Source organism: Enterococcus sp. DIV2379 (genome assembly GCF_050542965.1).
In the GTDB taxonomy this organism is placed as follows: domain Bacteria; phylum Bacillota; class Bacilli; order Lactobacillales; family Enterococcaceae; genus Enterococcus_D; species Enterococcus_D entomosocium.
Map to the genome: position 1 here is coordinate 779,081 of NZ_CP172938.1, position 18,409 is coordinate 797,489.

At 44.6% G+C, this 18,409-nt stretch carries 16 protein-coding genes and 1 other annotated feature; of the genes, 13 read left to right on the forward strand and 3 right to left on the reverse strand.

Annotation, left to right across the window (positions count from 1 at the left end; all coding sequences use genetic code 11):
* Window positions 1–48: 48 nt before the first annotated feature.
* From tpx to IGI92_RS03635, 6 genes are all read left to right on the forward strand, one after another.
* Window positions 49–540, forward strand: coding sequence for a thiol peroxidase (gene tpx, locus IGI92_RS03610; RefSeq protein WP_008377033.1), 492 nt, complete (start codon window positions 49–51; stop codon window positions 538–540).
* 57 nt (window positions 541–597) lie between these two features.
* Window positions 598–832, forward strand: a binding site (T-box leader).
* Window positions 833–1,183: 351 nt separating this feature from the next.
* On the forward strand, window positions 1,184–3,829 hold the full coding sequence (locus IGI92_RS03615) for a valine--tRNA ligase (protein WP_430608088.1): 2,646 nt from the start codon (window positions 1,184–1,186) through the stop codon (window positions 3,827–3,829).
* A gap of 148 nt (window positions 3,830–3,977) precedes the next feature.
* Window positions 3,978–5,291 carry a bifunctional folylpolyglutamate synthase/dihydrofolate synthase gene (locus tag IGI92_RS03620; RefSeq protein ID WP_008377037.1) on the forward strand — a complete coding sequence of 438 codons (1,314 nt, stop codon included), beginning with the start codon at window positions 3,978–3,980 and terminating at the stop codon, window positions 5,289–5,291.
* On the forward strand, window positions 5,284–5,958 hold the full coding sequence (locus IGI92_RS03625) for an HAD family hydrolase (RefSeq protein WP_430608090.1): 675 nt from the start codon (window positions 5,284–5,286) through the stop codon (window positions 5,956–5,958). Before IGI92_RS03620 ends, IGI92_RS03625 begins: the two co-directional genes overlap by 8 nt.
* Before the next feature lie 82 nt (window positions 5,959–6,040).
* On the forward strand, window positions 6,041–6,733 hold the full coding sequence (gene radC / locus IGI92_RS03630; protein WP_008377042.1) for a RadC family protein: 693 nt from the start codon (window positions 6,041–6,043) through the stop codon (window positions 6,731–6,733).
* 200 nt (window positions 6,734–6,933) lie between these two features.
* A complete protein-coding gene (locus IGI92_RS03635; protein WP_005225155.1) occupies window positions 6,934–7,134 on the forward strand; it encodes a cold-shock protein in 201 nt (66 codons plus the stop codon).
* Window positions 7,135–7,277: 143 nt separating this feature from the next.
* Here the strand turns inward: IGI92_RS03635 and rnjA are convergent, their stop codons facing one another.
* Window positions 7,278–8,957: a ribonuclease J1 gene (rnjA, locus tag IGI92_RS03640; RefSeq protein ID WP_005225156.1), complete on the reverse strand. Its 1,680-nt coding sequence runs from the start codon at window positions 8,955–8,957 to the stop codon at window positions 7,278–7,280.
* A gap of 1 nt (window position 8,958) precedes the next feature.
* Window positions 8,959–9,171: a DNA-directed RNA polymerase subunit epsilon gene (locus IGI92_RS03645; RefSeq protein WP_005225157.1), complete on the reverse strand. Its 213-nt coding sequence runs from the start codon at window positions 9,169–9,171 to the stop codon at window positions 8,959–8,961.
* Between the two features lie 402 nt (window positions 9,172–9,573).
* Here IGI92_RS03645 and IGI92_RS03650 point away from each other — a divergent pair, with 402 nt between their 5' ends.
* The 3 genes from IGI92_RS03650 (at window position 9,574) to IGI92_RS03660 (ending at window position 13,717) form a co-directional block, all read left to right on the forward strand.
* The gene (locus IGI92_RS03650; protein ID WP_008377050.1) at window positions 9,574–11,307 is read left to right on the forward strand and encodes an ABC transporter ATP-binding protein; all 1,734 of its coding nucleotides are present in this window, start codon (window positions 9,574–9,576) and stop codon (window positions 11,305–11,307) included.
* Window positions 11,304–13,061 carry an ABC transporter ATP-binding protein gene (locus IGI92_RS03655; RefSeq protein WP_005237514.1) on the forward strand — a complete coding sequence of 586 codons (1,758 nt, stop codon included), beginning with the start codon at window positions 11,304–11,306 and terminating at the stop codon, window positions 13,059–13,061. Before IGI92_RS03650 ends, IGI92_RS03655 begins: the two co-directional genes overlap by 4 nt.
* Before the next feature lie 62 nt (window positions 13,062–13,123).
* Entirely contained in the window at window positions 13,124–13,717 is a 594-nt protein-coding gene (locus tag IGI92_RS03660; RefSeq protein ID WP_016611938.1) for a gamma carbonic anhydrase family protein, read from the forward strand.
* Between the two features lie 60 nt (window positions 13,718–13,777).
* Here IGI92_RS03660 and clpP read toward each other — a convergent pair whose 3' ends face one another.
* Window positions 13,778–14,368, reverse strand: coding sequence for an ATP-dependent Clp endopeptidase proteolytic subunit ClpP (gene clpP, locus IGI92_RS03665; protein WP_005225161.1), 591 nt, complete (start codon window positions 14,366–14,368; stop codon window positions 13,778–13,780).
* 175 nt (window positions 14,369–14,543) lie between these two features.
* Here clpP and IGI92_RS03670 point away from each other — a divergent pair, with 175 nt between their 5' ends.
* The 4 genes from IGI92_RS03670 to hflX all read left to right on the forward strand — a co-directional run bounded on the left by IGI92_RS03670 (window position 14,544) and on the right by hflX (window position 18,189).
* Window positions 14,544–15,062: a hypothetical protein gene (locus tag IGI92_RS03670; RefSeq protein WP_008377057.1), complete on the forward strand. Its 519-nt coding sequence runs from the start codon at window positions 14,544–14,546 to the stop codon at window positions 15,060–15,062.
* Between the two features lie 222 nt (window positions 15,063–15,284).
* A complete protein-coding gene (locus IGI92_RS03675; RefSeq protein ID WP_087665118.1) occupies window positions 15,285–16,034 on the forward strand; it encodes a glycerophosphodiester phosphodiesterase in 750 nt (249 codons plus the stop codon).
* On the forward strand, window positions 16,031–16,948 hold the full coding sequence (gene miaA / locus IGI92_RS03680; RefSeq protein ID WP_430608092.1) for a tRNA (adenosine(37)-N6)-dimethylallyltransferase MiaA: 918 nt from the start codon (window positions 16,031–16,033) through the stop codon (window positions 16,946–16,948). The genes IGI92_RS03675 and miaA overlap by 4 nt, the downstream gene beginning before the upstream one ends.
* Window positions 16,945–18,189, forward strand: coding sequence for a GTPase HflX (gene hflX, locus IGI92_RS03685; RefSeq protein ID WP_005225165.1), 1,245 nt, complete (start codon window positions 16,945–16,947; stop codon window positions 18,187–18,189). The genes miaA and hflX overlap by 4 nt, the downstream gene beginning before the upstream one ends.
* Window positions 18,190–18,409 lie beyond the last annotated feature (220 nt).

The following is an 18,409-nucleotide window of genomic DNA, read 5'->3' on the forward strand; positions in this document are numbered from 1 at the left end:
TTTGACAATCTTTCTTATACTGGGAGAAAATGCTATAGGAGAGATGATATGCAAGTTACACGCAAAGAAACGGTTTATGAGATGCCCGGCAACCAACCAAAAGTAGGGGATAAAGCAGCTGATTTTCGCTTGAAAAGTTTAGAGGACAAGGAATATACACTGACTGATTTTTTAGGAAAACCAACGATCATCAGCGTGGTTCCCGATATCGTGACACGTGTCTGTGCGTTGCAGACCAAGCGTTTCAACCAAGAAGCAAGTCAATTGGATGATATAAATTTTGTAACGATCTCTAACAATACAAAAGAAGAACAAGCACAATGGTGCGGCCAAGAAGGCGTCGACATGATCATGCTTCATGATCCGGCGAATACCTTCGGTGAGGCCTATCAAATCATGATCCCAGACTTCGGTCATTTTGCCCGAGCAATTTTCGTTTTAGACCGTGAAGGCGTGATTCAACATGTTGAGATCGTGCCTGAGATCTCCCACGAACCGGATTATCAAGCAGCCATTGATGCGGCGAAAGCAAACCTCTGATTGACTTTCAAAAAAGTTCATTGTAGAATGTAGCAAGATGAAACAAGAATCTATGATAGCAAGACAATGTTCAAGAGGAGTATCAGTGACCCTGGCGGTCAGAGAGAAGTCGGTCGGTGCAAGACTTCCCCAGACACTGAAAAGGTAGCTTGAAGGTCTTTGATCCGAACCACGGTTTGTTTCTTGCAGACAAAGCCGCACAGTAAGATCAAGCGCGTCGTGAACGTTACCTCACGTCAAAGTGGCAGAGCAATCTGCAATTTAGGTGGTACCGCGTATCAGCGCCCTAATGCCTCGGCATTAGGGCGCTTTTTGCTGTGAATCACTGCGACTGGCCCACAAAGAGGGACAGAGCAGATGATGAACAGTACTCGAAGTCACCAAAATTGGTTCACGAAGCGAGCTAGATCGGTTGCCAAAGGCCCTAAGACACAATAGAGGATCACGGAAGTGAGCCATGACCTCTGTAAGAAACGTACTTTTTACGAACAACAAACGAGGCGTCAACAAACAACGGATAATCATCTCTACCACTGCACTCATCCTGAACGATTCAAACATTTTCGCGCTTTACCCAGCAACAGGCACCAAAAAACCACACCAACCATTACGTTTAAAAAACGTAACTTTAGGAGGACCAACTATGACAGAAACTGAGAATCTATCCACCAAGTACAATCCCCAAGAAGTAGAAGCCGGGCGTTACCAAGATTGGTTAGAGCATGACCGTTTTAAACCAAGCGGCAACAAAGAAGCAAAACCTTATTCTATCGTGATTCCACCACCAAACGTAACAGGAAAATTGCACTTAGGTCATGCCTGGGATACCACGTTACAAGACATCATCATTCGTCAAAAACGGATGCAAGGGTATGACACCTTATGGCTGCCAGGAATGGACCATGCCGGGATCGCTACCCAAGCCAAAGTAGAAGAAAAGCTGCGGGAACAAGGAATTTCTCGCTATGACCTTGGTCGGGAAAAATTTGTTGAACAAGTATGGGATTGGAAAGAAGAATATGCCGGTCACATTCGGGAACAATGGGCGAAACTAGGGTTATCCCTAGACTATAGCCGTGAACGGTTCACATTAGATGATGGATTATCCGAAGCGGTTCGTAAAGTTTTCGTGACGCTATATGAAAAAGGCTTGATCTATCGTGGCGAGTACATCATCAACTGGGATCCGCAAGCCCGCACGGCATTATCTGATATTGAAGTGATCCACAAAGACATCGAAGGTGCTTTTTACCACATGTCTTACGAATTAGCGGATGGCAGCGGCGTGGTGGAGATCGCAACGACTCGCCCAGAAACGATGTTGGGGGATACAGCAGTCGCGGTTCATCCAGAAGATGAACGCTATCAAGCATTGATTGGTAAGAAAGTGATCTTGCCTTTGGTCAATAAAGAGATCCCAATCATCGCTGATGAGTACGTGGACCAAGAATTTGGAACAGGGGTCGTAAAAATCACTCCTGCCCATGACCCGAATGACTTCGAGGTCGGTAACCGCCATGACCTACCACGGGTCAATGTCATGAATGATGACGGAACAATGAATGACTTAGCAGGTACCTATGCAGGCATGGATCGTTTTGCTGCTCGCAAGCAAATCGTGAAAGATTTAGAAGCGTTAGGTCGTCTGATCAAAATCGAAAAAATGGTCCATAGCGTAGGTCACTCAGAACGGACAGGCGTAGTAGTCGAACCTCGTTTATCGACACAATGGTTCGTAAAAATGGAACCATTAGCAAAACAAGCCATCGACAACCAAGAAACCGACGATGCGGTGGACTTTTATCCGCCACGTTTCAACCAAACATTCTTACGTTGGATGGAAAATGTCCATGACTGGGTTATCTCTCGTCAGTTGTGGTGGGGCCATCAAATCCCAGCTTGGTACCACAAAGAAACGGGGGAAATGTATGTAGGACTTGAAGCGCCAGCAGATGCCGAAAATTGGCAGCAAGATCCAGACGTATTGGATACATGGTTTAGTTCTGCTTTATGGCCGTTTTCAACGATGGGGTGGCCAGATGAAAACAATGAAGATTTCCAACGCTACTTCCCAACGAATACATTAGTGACTGGCTATGACATTATCGCATTTTGGGTAAGCCGTATGATTTTCCAAAGCTTGGAATTTACTGGCAAACGACCATTTGAAAATGTCTTGATCCACGGATTGATCCGTGATGAACAAGGTCGCAAAATGAGTAAGTCTCTTGGAAACGGGATCGATCCGATGGAAGTCATTGAACAATACGGCGCTGATGCATTGCGTTGGTTCTTATCAAATGGCTCTGCACCGGGACAAGACGTGCGTTTCAGCTATGAGAAAATGGATGCTGCTTGGAACTTCATCAATAAAATTTGGAATGCTTCCCGTTTTGTCTTAATGAATGTCAGCGAAATGACTGCAGAAGACATTGATTTTTCTGGTGAAAAATCAGTGGTGGATCGTTGGATCTTGACGCGCTTGAATGAAACGATTGAAAAAGTCACTGACCTTTTTGAACGCTTCGAATTTGGTGAAGCAGGTCGTCAATTATATAACTTTATCTGGGATGATTTCTGTGACTGGTACATTGAAATGTCGAAAGAAACGTTATATGGTGACAATGAAGCAGCGAAACAAGTTAACAAGAGCATCTTAGTCCATGTTCTTGATCAAATTTTACGCTTGTTGCACCCAATCATGCCATTTGTTACAGAAGAAATCTGGAGCAAGCTGCCGCATACAGGGGAATCATTAGTCGTTGCTGAGTATCCACAAGTGGCTCCAGAATGGACGGATGAAAAAGCGGCGCAAGGGATGGAAGTGTTGAAAGAATTGATTCGTTCGGTTCGAAACATCCGAGCAGAAGTAAATACACCACTTTCGAAACCAATCACTTTGCTGATCCAAGCAAATGAGCCTGAAATCGAAGAATTCTTGATTGCTAACAAAAACTATATCGAACGCTTCTGTAATCCAGAAGAACTAGAAATCTCTAACAGCTTGCAAGCCCCTGAATTGGCGATGTCTGCCATCCTATCAGGTGCGACGATCTACTTGCCACTAGCTGGGTTGATCAACATTGAAGAAGAAATCGCGCGTTTGGAGAAAGAACTAGCGAAGTTCACCCAAGAAGTTCAACGGGTACAAGGCAAACTGGCGAACGAACGCTTCGTTGCCAATGCGCCTGAGGAAGTCGTGGCACAAGAACGCAGCAAAGAAGCCGATTATCTTGAAAAACAAAAAGCCGTTCAAGAACGGATCGAACAATTACGCACAATCCAATAGGATGAGCACATCACACGCAAACAAGCATCTTTCGGAGATGCTTGTTTTTGCTTATTCAATAGAAACAGGGCGAACAATTTTCTCGTTTAAAGGAAAGAAATTGGGAAAGCCGTTCATTTTTTGTTAAAATAGGAGCGAGGTGAGCGAGATGACAAGCGAAGAAGCAACAGCGTGGATCCATTCGCGTTTGACATTTGGGCAAAGACCTGGATTGATGCGTGTCGAAGCATTATTAAAACGGATGGGTAATCCTGAAAAAAAGGTGACCATGATCCATATCGCCGGTACGAATGGCAAAGGATCGACCGTCAGTTATTTGCGCAGTCTTTTAGAAGAAGCTGGGCAGCAAGTGGGGACCTTTACTTCCCCACACATTGAAGCGTTCAATGAACGAATTGAAATCAACGGACAATTTATATCAGATGAGGACTTGGTCGCTTGGGTGGAAAAAATCCAGCCGCTGGTTGCTGAAATTGATCGCGATGAAACGTTGACGGGCATTACCCAGTTCGAGATCATTACCGCTATGGCATTAGGCTATTTTGAAGAAAAAAAGGTCGATGTTGCGATTATTGAAGTTGGCTTAGGGGGACTCTTAGATAGTACCAACGTTATTTCTCCTATTTTGACCGCGATCACGACGATCGGCATGGATCACATGGATGTCTTAGGGGATACCATTGAAGCGATCGCTGCCCATAAGGCAGGGATCATCAAGCCGCAAACACCCCTTGTTACTGGCAATATCGTTGAAAGTGCGCTTTCGGTGATCGATTTGAAAGCTACAGAAGCACAGGCACCTGCTTATCATGCAGGGCAAGAGTACCGTGTGACCTATCGTCGTCCCGATGAAGAATGGGGAGAATTATTTGATTTTGAAAATGAGCATGGCAAAATCAAAGGCTTGAAAACACCGATGTTAGGCCGCCATCAACCAGAAAATGCCGGTGTTGCGATCCAATTATACAGCCTGTATTGCGACCTGCGGCAACTGCCCTTTTCAGCCAAAGAGATTCGCAATGGCTTGCGAAAAGCCTATTGGCCCGCCCGGATGGAACGAATCAGTAGTGAGCCACTAGTGATTATCGATGGTGCCCATAACGTACACGCCATGGCTCGTTTAGTAGATACGATGAAAGAAGAGTTCAGCGACTATCGCATCCATGTACTGTTTTCAGCGCTTGAAACCAAAAACGTCAATGAGATGCTTCAGCAATTGCTATCGATTCCCCAAGCCGAGATTTATTTAACGACCTTCGATTTTCCCAAAGCACTGCATTTGGCAGACGGCTATCAGGAACTCGATGAAAAACGAATCTCAACCGTTTCTTTATGGCAGTTTGGCTTGGCAGAATTATTAGAAAAAATGACCAATGAAGATTTGCTGCTGGTGACAGGATCCTTGTATTTTGTTTCAGAAGTTCGTGAATTGTTGTTGGCAATAGGAGGAAGAAATGGCTAAGTTACGTGGTGTGATTTTCGATATGGACGGCTTGATTTTTGACACGGAGCTGCTTTATTACCAAGCGACTCAAATCGTGGCTGATCAAATGGGTATTCCCTATACAAAAGAGTTATACCTAGCCTATGTAGGTGTTTCGGATGAAGAAGTCTGGGCAGCTTATCATGAGAGATTCGATGAAGCCTTTGGTCATCAGATGATTGAAGAATTTATTCAAGCGGCTTTTCAGCAAACGTTGGAAATGTTCCAACGGGGCGAGGCTGAATTGAAGCCAGGGATCCACGAGTTATTGCATTATCTTGATGAGAAAAAGATTCCTCGAGTGTTGGCCTCTAGCAACCAGTGCAAAGTGATCGACACCTTGCTGGAAGCAGCAGGCTTAACGGCGGAATTTCCTAAGATCGTCTGCTTTGATGATGTCACACGGGCAAAACCAGATCCTGAGATTTTTGAAAAAGCTCATGCATTACTGGCGGTACCAAAAGAAGAATTGGTGATCCTTGAGGATTCGGCTAACGGTATTCATGCTGCTCATGGGGCAGGGATCTCAGTCATTATGATTCCCGATTTGATCGCGCCGACGACCATCATTGAAGAAAAAGTCTTGAAAGTCTTGCCTTCACTAGAGGATGTCCCAGATTTTCTAGAAACGGCTTTTTCGATTTAACTGTGATTTTTTGCGCATCTTATTCATGAAATACTCTCTCCTTTGCGTATCTTTTATTAGACCGACGCAAAGGAGTTTTTTTATGATCAATGAAACAGAGATTCCCCAAAGCTCGTTTCCACGAGAGCGCTTAGTGCAATATGGGGTTGATGCCCTTTCGAACCAAGAACTGTTGGCAATTTTGTTGCGGACTGGCTCACGGCCCCTAAATGTCTTGGAATTAGCGGCTAGTGTCTTGAATCGTTTTGAAGAATTGTATGAATTAAAAGAAGCGACAATCGATGAATTACAAGAAATTCGCGGCGTCGGACAAATCAAAGCCATCGAGATCAAAGCGATGATTGAATTAGGTGTGCGGATCCAGCGGTCTGTTCAACCAAAGTACGGCAAGATCAACTCCAGTATGGCGATCGCTCATCAGCTGATCCAAGAATTAAAAGACTTTCGTCAGGAGCACTTGCTAGGGATTTATTTGAATACCAAAAATGAGATCATTCAAAAAAAGACGATCTTCATCGGATCGTTGAATCAGTCGATCGCTCACCCACGGGAGATTTTTCATTGGGCGGTACGCTACAGTGCCGCACGAGTGATCGTCGTTCACAACCATCCCAGCGGTAGTCCCCAAGCCTCAGAGGCAGATCTGCTGTTTACACGCCGCTTGATCAAGTGCGGAGACTTGATGGGGATCGAACTACTGGATCATTTAATTATTGGCGACAATGCCTATGTTAGTTTGCGAGAAGAAGGCCTCTGGCATCAAGAAATTTGCTGACACAACGGCTAATTTGCGAACATTATTAAAAATAAAGGTGAATTGTCTAATCGTCTGTCTTGCAAAAAAATACGGGCAAGTGTAAAATATTATTGTAATTTTGTTTGCTGAATAGATGTTGAAACGCACGTTAGGCCTCTATCGCACAAAGGCAATGTTACACATAATTAAGTGCTTATGCACGAGGAGGTTTTTTTATAATGGAACAAGGTACAGTAAAATGGTTCAATGCTGAAAAAGGGTTTGGTTTTATCTCTCGCGAAGACGGTACAGACGTATTTGTACACTTTTCAGCGATCCAAGGTGAAGGATTCAAAACTTTAGAAGAAGGTCAAGCAGTAACTTTCGACGTGGAAGATTCTGATCGTGGACCTCAAGCAGTTAACGTAAACAAAGCGTAAGCTTTCAAACAAACTGCCAGTAAGAGCACTTTGAAATCAAAAACCCAAAAGACCATCGATTCGATGGTCTTTTTTTTGCTTTTTGCAACGGAAAGGAAAAAGGGGAGTTCCCAGTAACCTGAGAACTCCCCTTGCATGTGAAACTATAAATCATCCGGTGTCATGATCATTGAAAGGATCATTGGATGACGCTCGGTTTTTTCAAATAGGAATGGCTGTAACGCCGATGACATCGCTTCTCTTAATTTGTGCTCTGTTGGGTCTGGTTGGTTCAAGACTTCTCGCAACGCACGGAAGAGAATTTGTTGGGCTTCGTTGATCATCTCGCCGGATTCCCGCATGTAAACAAACCCACGAGAAAGGATATCTGGTCCAGCAAGAACTTCTTTCTTCGCCACATCGACTGTCGCTACCGCTAAGACGAGGCCTTCTTCTGAAAGAATACGACGATCTCGTAAGACGACATTCCCGATATCACCGATACCGCTGCCGTCGACATAAACATCATTGGCATTGAAATGACCAGCCAAGCGAGCGGTATCCGCTGTTAAGGCCAACATGTCACCATTTTCCATAATGAAACAATTTTCTTTTGGTACACCGACATCTTGTGCCAGTTGGGTGTGGATGTTCAGCATCCGAAATTCCCCATGGACAGGCATGAAGAATTTTGGCTTCATTAGACGCAACATCAGTTTTTGTTCTTCTTGGCCACCATGACCAGAAGTATGGATGTTGTTCAATTTGCCATGGATCACGTTTGCGCCAGCTTCCAACAGCAAGTTGATCAGCTGATTGACACTCGTGGTATTTCCTGGAATCGGTGAGCTTGAGAAAATCACGGTATCATCTGGGTGAATTTGGATTTGACGGTGAGTCCCGTTGGCAATCCGACTCAAAGCAGCCATCGGCTCTCCTTGAGAACCCGTACAAAGGATCATCGTTTCATTTGCAGGCAAACGATTGATCTCATGAGATTCCACAAATGTACCATCTGGCACCTTGATATAGCCAAGGCGCTGTCCGTTGACGATCGCATTTTCCATACTGCGTCCAAAAACGGCGATTTTACGTCCAGTCGCAACCGCCGCATCTGCAGCTTGTTGGAGCCGGAAAATATTGGAAGCAAAGCTGGCAAAAATGATCCGACCATCGATTTTTTCAAAAATCTTTTGAATCGAGCTGCCGATCGTTTTTTCTGATTTGGTAAAGGTTGGAATTTCTGCATTGGTACTATCGGAAAGGAGGCAAAGGACGCCTTCTTCACCAATTTTTGCCATTTTGTGCAAGTTTGCTGGTTCGCCCACAGGCGTAAAGTCAAACTTGAAATCGCCAGTTGCGACGATATTGCCAGAAGGCGTTTTGACAACGACACCTAAAGCATCAGGGATACTGTGGGTCGTTCGGAAGAAGCTGATGGACGTTTTACGGAAACGAATCACCGTATCTTCATTGATTTCGTGTAATTCCGCGTCCCGCAATAAGCCATGCTCATCTAATTTGTTGGTGATCAAAGCAAGTGCCAATGGTCCCGCATAGATTGGGATATTGGCTTCCCGCAACAAGTAAGGGATTCCGCCAATATGGTCTTCGTGACCATGAGTAACGATCAAGCCTTTGACTTTCGGTAAATTTTGAACGATGTAGCTATAATCGGAAATGACATAGTCGATCCCAAGCAGTTCATCTTCGGGGAATTTGATTCCCGCGTCAATTAAGATGATCTCATCTTGGAATTGAACCCCATAACAGTTTTTTCCGATTTCGCCAAGTCCACCGACGCCGAATACGCCGGTCTCATTATTTTTCAGCGAAACTTTCATCTTAAAACTCCGCTAATTTGAAATCAGCGTTTTCTTTTTCGTAAGCTAAATGTTTTTCATCTAGTTCTTGAACGAACTCGATGTTGTATGGGGTATTTTGTTCCACTAGACGGCGTGCGATCACTGCATCGTCTGCTTCAATGTACAAAGAGTGGGTTTGTTCTCTCTTTGGGTTGCGGTCTTTTGTTTCTTGGTAATAAATTTTGTAAATCATATCTTTTCTCCTTTATCTGCTTTTCGCAGTAGTCTATTTGGTTGATGAATTCGCTGCATCACAAAATCGAGGTCCGAATAAAGTGACCTGAAAAGAAGGCTTCGAGAGCCGCTGCATGCTTTTTTCAGACAATCGTTGTGAGAAAAAAGAGAAAGCCTCGTCTTTGCTTTCCAAATGTCGTCATAAAAAATTCACCGGGTTTGTAAGTCGTTCCACTACAAGTATCCCTAGTTTATCACAGAAAAACGAATAAGTATAGAAACACGTCATTTTTGAAAAGGCTTACTGAAAGAAAATGAAACGACTATTTCCGAAGTTTACTTTTTTTCGTTGAAAGTGCATTACAATAAGAATATTCCTATGCTATAGTAGAAGTAATGAAGTAAAAAAGGAGGGGATTTTTTGAAATTAATGTGGCACTATACGATGAGAAACAAAAAACTGCTGGTTTTTAATTTCATCTGTGTTTTTGGTTTTATTTTGATTGAATTAGGTTTGCCGACGTTATTGGCAAGAATGATCGACAAAGGGATCGCCGCTGGTGATCGCGACTACATATGGAAAATGGGTGCGGCGATGATCGCGATCACCATTGTGGGGATCACGATGAACATTTTGTTAGGCTATTTCACGTCACGTATCACCACTAACATTGTGGCAGATATTCGTGACGATCTTTTTGAAAAAGTCCAAGGCTATTCACATACTGAATATGAAAAAATCGGGGTTTCATCATTGATCACCCGTGTGACCAATGATGCGTATCAAATCATGCTGTTTATGCAAAGCATCTTACGGACGGGTTTGATGACACCCATGATGTTTGTGGTCAGCTTGTACATGGTCATGCGGACAAGTACACAACTAGGGTTATATGTCTTGGGGGCATTGCCGATATTGCTAATGGCAGTCATCGCCATTGCCAAAATCTCGGAACCATTATCCACCAAGCAACAAGCCAATCTAGATAAAATCAATGGCATCTTGCGGGAAAATCTCTCTGGTTTACGAGTGATCCGTGCCTTCGTCAATGAAAAATTTGAAGAAAAACGCTTTGGCAAAGTCAACCAAGCCTATGCGTCTAGTTCTCGCAGCTTGTTTCGCTTGATGGCAACGGCACAACCGGGCTTTTTCTTCTTATTCAATATCGTGATGATCTTGATTATTTGGACGGGAAGTATTCAAATCGATCAAGGGCAACTGCAAGTCGGTGACTTGATTGCGTTTATCGAATACATCTTCCATGCGCTGTTTTCTTTCATGCTGTTTGCGACCGTCTTTACGATGTATCCACGAGCGGCCGTTTCTGCTCGCCGAATCCAAGAAGCGTTAGATGCGACTTCTGAAATCAAAGAGTCAGAACAGCCAGTGACAGAAACTAAGACAAAAGGTTTCTTGGAATTTAAAAATGTTACCTTTGCTTATCCGGGACATGCCCAAAGTCCAGTGATTCGTAATGTTAGCTTTACCGCTTCACCAGGTGAAACTGTGGCGTTTATCGGTAGTACCGGGAGCGGGAAATCGACCTTGATCCAATTGATTCCGCGTTTTTACGACGTCAGTGAAGGCCAAGTCTTGGTGGATGGCGTTGACGTTCGGGATTACAGTTTAACGACTTTGCGCAACAAGATCGGGTTTATCCCTCAAAAAGCGTTGCTATTTACAGGGACGATCGCAGAAAACCTGCGCTATGGGAAAGAAGATGCCACGCAAGCAGAGCTGGAACGAGCAGCCGAGATTGCGCAAGCGGCCGATTTCATTTCTCGCACACCAGATGGCTTTGATGCTCATTTGGCAGAAGGCGGAAGCAACTTCTCTGGCGGACAAAAACAACGTCTAGCGATTGCCCGTGCGGTGATTCGCCAACCAGAGATCTATATTTTTGATGATAGTTTTTCTGCATTGGATTACCAAACGGATGCAAAATTGCGGGCACGCTTGAAAAAAGAAACCACGGAATCGACCGTTTTGATCGTTGCTCAACGAGTAGGAACGATCATGAATGCCGATAAGATCGTCGTCTTGAATGAAGGCGATGTGGTTGGGATCGGTACCCACAAAGAACTGCTGCAAACTTGTCCAGTATACTACGACATTGCGGCGTCACAATTATCAGAGGAGGAGTTGGCACAATGAAAGCAATCTCTTCTTTAAAACGGTTAGGTGCTTACATCAAACCGTACAAAGTACAATTTATCCTAGTCTTGTTGTTTACAGTTGCAACCGTCGGCTTCAATGCGGCAATGCCGTATGTTTCTGGATTGCCGACGACAGAGATCAGCCGCAACATCGCTGCAGGCGAAGGTGTTAATTTTGATTACGTGATCCTTTGCTTGATCTGGATCGCAGTCGTTGGTGTCGGTTACTGTTTCTCACAATTGATGTCAGGGCTGCTGATCACCAACGTTGTCCAATCTGCGATGCGAGATTTGCGGCAAGACATTGAAGAAAAAATCAATCGTCTGCCCGTTTCTTACTTCGACCGCAACCAGCAAGGGAATATCCTGTCAAGGGTGACCAATGACGTGGATGCCGTCAGCGGTGCGATGCAGCAAGCCTTGATCGGGATCGTCAATGCCTTCTTAGGAATCATTATGGCGGTTTCTATGATGTTTTATATCAATACTTACATGGCATTGGTTTCATTGATCATGATCCCAGCCTCCTTATTAATTTCTCGCACAATCGTCAAAAAGTCGCAAAAGGACTTCCAAGGCATGCAAAATGCGTTAGGAGATCTGAACGGCTACGTACAAGAAAACATGACTGGATTCAGTGTGTTGAAAGTGTATGGACGGGAAAAGCAAACACTTGAAGGGTTTAAAAACGTTAACCACCAGTTGCGCTATTACGGCTTTCGTTCTGCCTTTGTGTCAGGATTGATGATGCCACTGGTGCAAATGACCGCTTACTTTACCTATATCGCAATGGCAGTCATGGGTAGTTTTTACGTGATCAGCGGCGTGATCGTTGTTGGTCAGCTGCAAGCGTTCATTCAATACATTTGGCAAGTCAGTCAGCCAATGGGGAACATTACCCAGTTGTCTTCCGTCTTACAAAGTGCCTCAGCAGCAGCAAAACGGGTCTTTGAAATCTTAGATGAGGAAGAAGAGCCAGTCAATCGAACCGATATCCAATTGCCGGAACAAATCAGAGGCGACGTGACCTTTGAACATGTCGGCTTTGCCTATGATCCGAAAAAACCATTGATCAAAGACTTGAACTTTGAAGTCAAAGCTGGACAAACTGTGGCGATCGTTGGACCAACAGGTGCTGGGAAAACAACCTTGATCAATTTGTTGATGCGTTTTTATGATGTCAATGAAGGGGCCATCAAGATCGACGGCATCGACACGAAGAAGATGGAACGTCACGATGTCCGCTCACTGTTTGGGATGGTTTTACAAGATGCGTGGTTGTATGAAGGCACGATCGGCGATAACATTCGCTTCGGGAAATTAGATGCCACCGATTATGAAGTCGTTGATGCAGCGAAAACCGCCAATGTGGATCACTTCATTCGTACGATGCCAGATGGCTACGAGATGATCATCAATTCTGAAGGCGACAATGTCTCTTTGGGACAAAAACAATTGTTGACCATCGCCCGGGCAGTCATCTCTGATCCGAAGATTTTGATTCTCGATGAAGCCACCAGTTCGGTAGATACCCGCTTAGAAGCGCTGATTCAAAAAGCAATGGATAAAGTGATGGAAGGTCGTACCAGCTTTGTGATCGCCCATCGTTTGTCAACGATTCGTGAAGCGGATCTGATCTTAGTGATGGATCAAGGGTCGATCATTGAAAAAGGCAATCACGAGACCTTGTTGGCAGCTGGCGGCTTTTATAGCCAACTGTATCAAAGTCAATTTTCAGAAGAAGCCGAGTAAGCCGAAAAGAGCGTCCAGTCTGACTGGCGCTCTTTTTGCATTGTAGCAAGGGTGGTGCTATAGTGAAAAAAGAAAGCGCAGATCCCTTTATGGATTGGAAGGAGAAGTTGATGGACAAAGAACAATCAGGGAATGAAACCCAAAAAACAGTTTCGCCCGCCTCGCCGCAAGCGACACCTTGTTTTGTGGCAAAAAATGCGACGATCGTAGGAAACGTGACTCTAGGAAAAGATAGTACGGTCTGGTTTCAAGCAGTGATTCGAGGCGATGCCAATCGAATCGAAATCGGCGCGCGTACCAATATTCAAGATGGAACGATCATCCACGTTGATCACGATGCCCCGACGATCGTTGAAGACGATGTGACTGTTGGGCATCAGTGTATGCTCCATGGCTGTACCATCAAAAAAGGGGCGCTGGTCGGCATGAGCTCGATCGTTTTGAATCATGCCGTGATCGGCGAAAATAGTTTGTTAGGTGCCGGTTCGTTAGTGACAGAAGGAACCGTCATTCCTCCTAATGTGTTGGCGTTTGGTCGTCCGGCACGAGTGATCCGCCCGTTGACAGAAGAAGAGATCGCCAAAAATCAGGCAAACATCACGCATTACGTGGAAAATGGGCACGCTTACCAACAAGGCCAATATGGCGAAGTCTGACGATGAACCAAAAGACGCAAAAAGGTGTACGAATTGCTTCGTACACCTTTTTATGCAAGCTTATTTCAATTTGTTTGATTCCATGATCTCGTCGATCAAGCCGTAGTCTTTGGCTTCTTGTGCGGTCATGAAGTTGTCGCGATCGGTATCGCGTTCAATCACTTCGATTGGTTGACCAGTACGTTCTGATAAGATTTTGTTCAGACGTTCGCGGGTTGCCAAAATGTGGCGGGCAGCAATTTCAATCTCAGTTGCTTGACCTTGTGCGCCACCTAATGGTTGGTGAATCATGATTTCGGCATTTGGTAACGCAAAACGTTTGCCTTTTTCACCAGCGGTCAATAAGAATGAACCCATAGAAGCAGCCATCCCCATAACGATGGTTTGGACATCGGCTTTGATAAAGTTCATGGTATCAAAGATCGCTAGACCAGCAGTAACGCTTCCGCCAGGCGAATTGATGTACAAGTAGATGTCTTTTTCAGAATCTTGCGCGTCTAAGAATAAAAGCTGAGCAATGATCGAGTTTGCTAAGTCATCGGTTACTTGACCACTCAACATAATGATCCGGTCTTTTAATAGACGAGAATAGATGTCATACGCTCTTTCACCGCGAGATGATTGTTCAATGACAGTAGGAATTAAATTCATAGTGATAGTCCTCCTAAAAATCGTTATAGATATAGTTTAGCATAAAGTTTTCGCAATATCTAAGAGATAGTATACCGATTAGGTCAAGAAAGGTCAAATAAAAAGTTCGTTATCTTTTTTGCGAAACTTTCAAATATGATACAATATTAAAAAAGGAATGAGGAAGGATCGAAGAATGGCAGTAGCAATAGCAGGTTTGATTGGCGTCTTAGTGGGCGCATTGTTAGTAACCATCATTTTTAATTTACGCATTCGGTATGAGGAACAAAAAGAAAAACAACGCCGTTTGTTGGAGCATAAAGTCAAAGAAATCGAAACGCTGGTTTTATTGAATCAAAAAATCAGTGAGATTCTACAAAAACGGGTCATGTTGATGGATGAGTATGTCAGCTTTGATGCTTTTGATGACTGTTATATCACCATCGATGATTTCGCCTATCTACAATCTTTTGCGGCGCAAAATAGTTTTTATCTACCGAATTTTTTCTTGGAAGAATTTTTCAAAAAAATCGGGACACGTCGGGTGATTTTGTCGCCAGAGGAAACCGTTAAGATCGGTGGTTATACGTATAAAGGCGGTCGGATCATTATGGAAAATTTCCTTGATCAATTGGTTGAAATGGTCAATGAGCGTAAAAACCAAATGAAAAACATGACGAGCGAACCGTTGACCTATTTTTCAAAAACGATTTGATTCTTTTGGTCAGTCGGTCGCCTTGGTTAAGGTAACCAAACCAGAGTATCGACGATTGCACTTTTTCAACTGATCACACACACTCTTACTGCGATCATAGTAAGAGTGTTTTTCTTTGACCGAAACAAAGCGCTGTCCCCTTTAAATGGATCAAAACAAACAGAGGCTTTTTGGTTCTAGCAGATTCCATGGTAAAATAAAGAGTGAGAATGGAGTGAAAGAATGATGGTACAAATCGTTGCCCACCGCGGGAGTAGCGGCAACCGACCTGAAAACACGCTACCGGCATTCGCGGAAGCGGTGCGGGTCAAAGCTGATATCATTGAGTTAGATGTACATCTATCAAAAGATGGCGGCTTGATCGTCATGCATGATGAAACGGTTGATCGAACGACCAACGGCAAAGGTCGGATCTGTGACCTGACGGTTGCTGAACTAAAAGAACTCAATGCCGGCAGCTGGTTTTCTGAGGAATTCCAAGCCGCCAAAGTCCCCACGCTAAAAGAAGTGTTGGATTTACTTGCAGCGAAGAATTATCGTGGCATTTTGACGATCGAATTAAAAACCGATCATTATGAGTATGAAGGAATCGAAGCCAAAGTATCCGACTTATTGAATAGCCAAGAATGGCCTTTTACTCATTGGTATTGTTCCTTCAATATCGAGACTTTGGATCGGATGCATGCGATCGAACCGGATGCGATCCTTGATTTTATTATGGGACGCGGGGAAGACAAACCACCGTTGGCGCTCAGCCGACCGTATATCGAAGGAATTCATCCGGCCTATCGCTGGGTCCAAGAGACAGCAACGGTCTTGACTGATTTTCCGATTGCGATCCGTCCGTGGACTGTCAATGAAGAAGCGGCGATTCGCACCTGCTTGGCTTTGGGGGTGACCGGGATCATCACCGATTTTCCAGAAAACGCTCGGGCAATTGTGCAGCAGGTCCGCGAGGAAACAAAAGGATGAAAAAAGTCTTAGTGATCGTGGGACCGACCGCAGTCGGTAAAACCGCCTTGAGTATCCAATTAGCTCAAAAATACCATGGGGAGATCATCAGCGGGGATTCCATGCAAATTTATCGACAATTAGATATCGGTACCGCCAAAGTGACGAAGGAAGAAATGGCAGGGATTCCTCATCATTTGATCGATATTCGTGCAATGACGGAAACGTATTCTGCGGCTGATTTCCAGCAAATGGGGCGTGAGGCCATTGAGACGATCCAGCAGCAAGGAAAGCTGCCGATCGTTGTGGGGGGGACAGGGCTATACATCCAAGCGCTTTTGTATGACTTTCGTTTAGGGGCAGAAGAAGGCGACCCAAAGATTCGTCAGCGCTATGAACAAGAAGCAGCAGCCATCGGCAAAGAAGCTCTATGGCAAAAGCTGCAGGCGGTCGATCCCTTGGCAGCAGCGAAGATCCACTACAACAATGAGCGGAAAGTGATTCGTGCGTTGGAGGTTTTTGAAATGACTGGCGAAAGTATTGCTGCACCAAAAGAAACACCGCAAGTTTTGTACGATTTCTTCATGATCGGTTTAACCACTGAGCGAGAATTGTTATACCAGCGAATCAATCAGCGAGTGGACTTAATGATGGATCAAGGTTTGATCGAAGAAGCAAAAGCTGTTTTGCAGTATCCAGAAACGCAAGCCGCCAAAGGGATCGGCTACAAGGAATTTTTGCCCTATTTTCACGGGCAGGCCACATTGGATGAAACCATTGAGCAAATCAAGCAAAACTCACGCCGCTATGCCAAGCGGCAGCTGACGTGGTTCAATAACCGAGCACAGCCCCGATGGATTGATTTAGTGAGACAACCTGAAGAACAACGTACCCTTGAAACAGAAATCAACCAATGGTTGGAGGAGAAAAGATGAGCCAAGAACGTGTGATTCTTGTCGGAGTAGAAACGGAGAAAAACTATCTTCATTTTGATTCGTCAATGAAAGAATTGAAAAGCTTAACAAAAACCGCCAATGGTGAAGTTGTTTTTTCACTGGTGCAAAAACGGCAGCAAGTCGATCGACAAACCGTGATTGGCAAGGGGAAAGTTGCGGAATTGCAGCAGTTGGCAGAAGCACATGAAGCAGATCTAGTGATCTTCAATCATGAACTGACACCAAGGCAAAGCCAGTTGATCGGTGATGCGCTAGAAGTGCCAGTGATTGATCGCGTCCAGCTGATCCTCGATATTTTTGCGATGCGTGCCCGTTCCAAAGAAGGAAAGCTGCAAGTAGAATTGGCGCAGCTGGATTATTTGCTTCCACGTTTGATAGGGCAAGGAAAGAACATGTCTCGGCTGGGGGGCGGAATCGGAACGAGAGGGCCAGGGGAAACCAAGCTGGAGACCGATCGTCGACACATCCGCAACCGCATCACCATCATCAAACGGGAATTGAAGGAAGTGGCCGCCCATCGAGACCGGACACGCCAAAAGCGCAAAGACAGCCAAGTCTTTCAAATGGGCTTGATTGGTTATACCAATGCCGGAAAATCAACTATTTTAAATATTTTGACCAGTGCGGATACGTATGAACAAGACCAGCTGTTCGCAACACTCGATCCGTTGACGAAACGCTGGCGGATGCCGGAAGGATTTGAAGTCACCATTACCGATACGGTTGGCTTTATCCAAGAATTGCCGACCCAATTGATCGATGCGTTTCATTCCACACTGGAAGAAAGTCAAAACATGGACTTCTTGCTGCATGTCGTCGATGCCAGTTCCGAAGAACGGGTTCAGCAAGAGGAGACCGTCTTGAAGTTAATGGAAGAACTTTCTTTGACCCAATTACCGATGTTGACGGTCTATAATAAGGCGGATCGCATCGACGCCGATCAGTTTGTCCCAACGCTCTTTCCCAACGTCTTGATTTCGGCAAAGAGTACCAAAGGCAAAGAACGCTTGACTCAGGCGATCAAAATGGAGTTGATGCAGATCATGCAGCCTTATCATCTGGTTCTGCAAGCCGATGAAGGCAATGCGCTGAATCGTTTAAAACGGGAGTCACTAGTTTTGAGCAATGCCTTCGATGAAGCAACACAGACCTATCATATCAAAGGATTTGCGCTTGAGGATACCTATCCACTACGCAGAATGGCGCAAGAACAGGAATAAGCAGAAACGGTGCAACCGATGCACCGTTTTTTTGTCGTGACAAAATTATGAAGTATAAGTGGTTTGGCTTGCTTTGAACGCAAAAACCGAACATTTTTGGCTAAAGCACCATTTCTTCCATAAAAACAACTGCTTGAACATACGATCAAATCAAGGACCTAATGAAAAAATCAAAAAAATTTGCATTCATGTCACTTTTTATAACATGAGGGGTTGACAC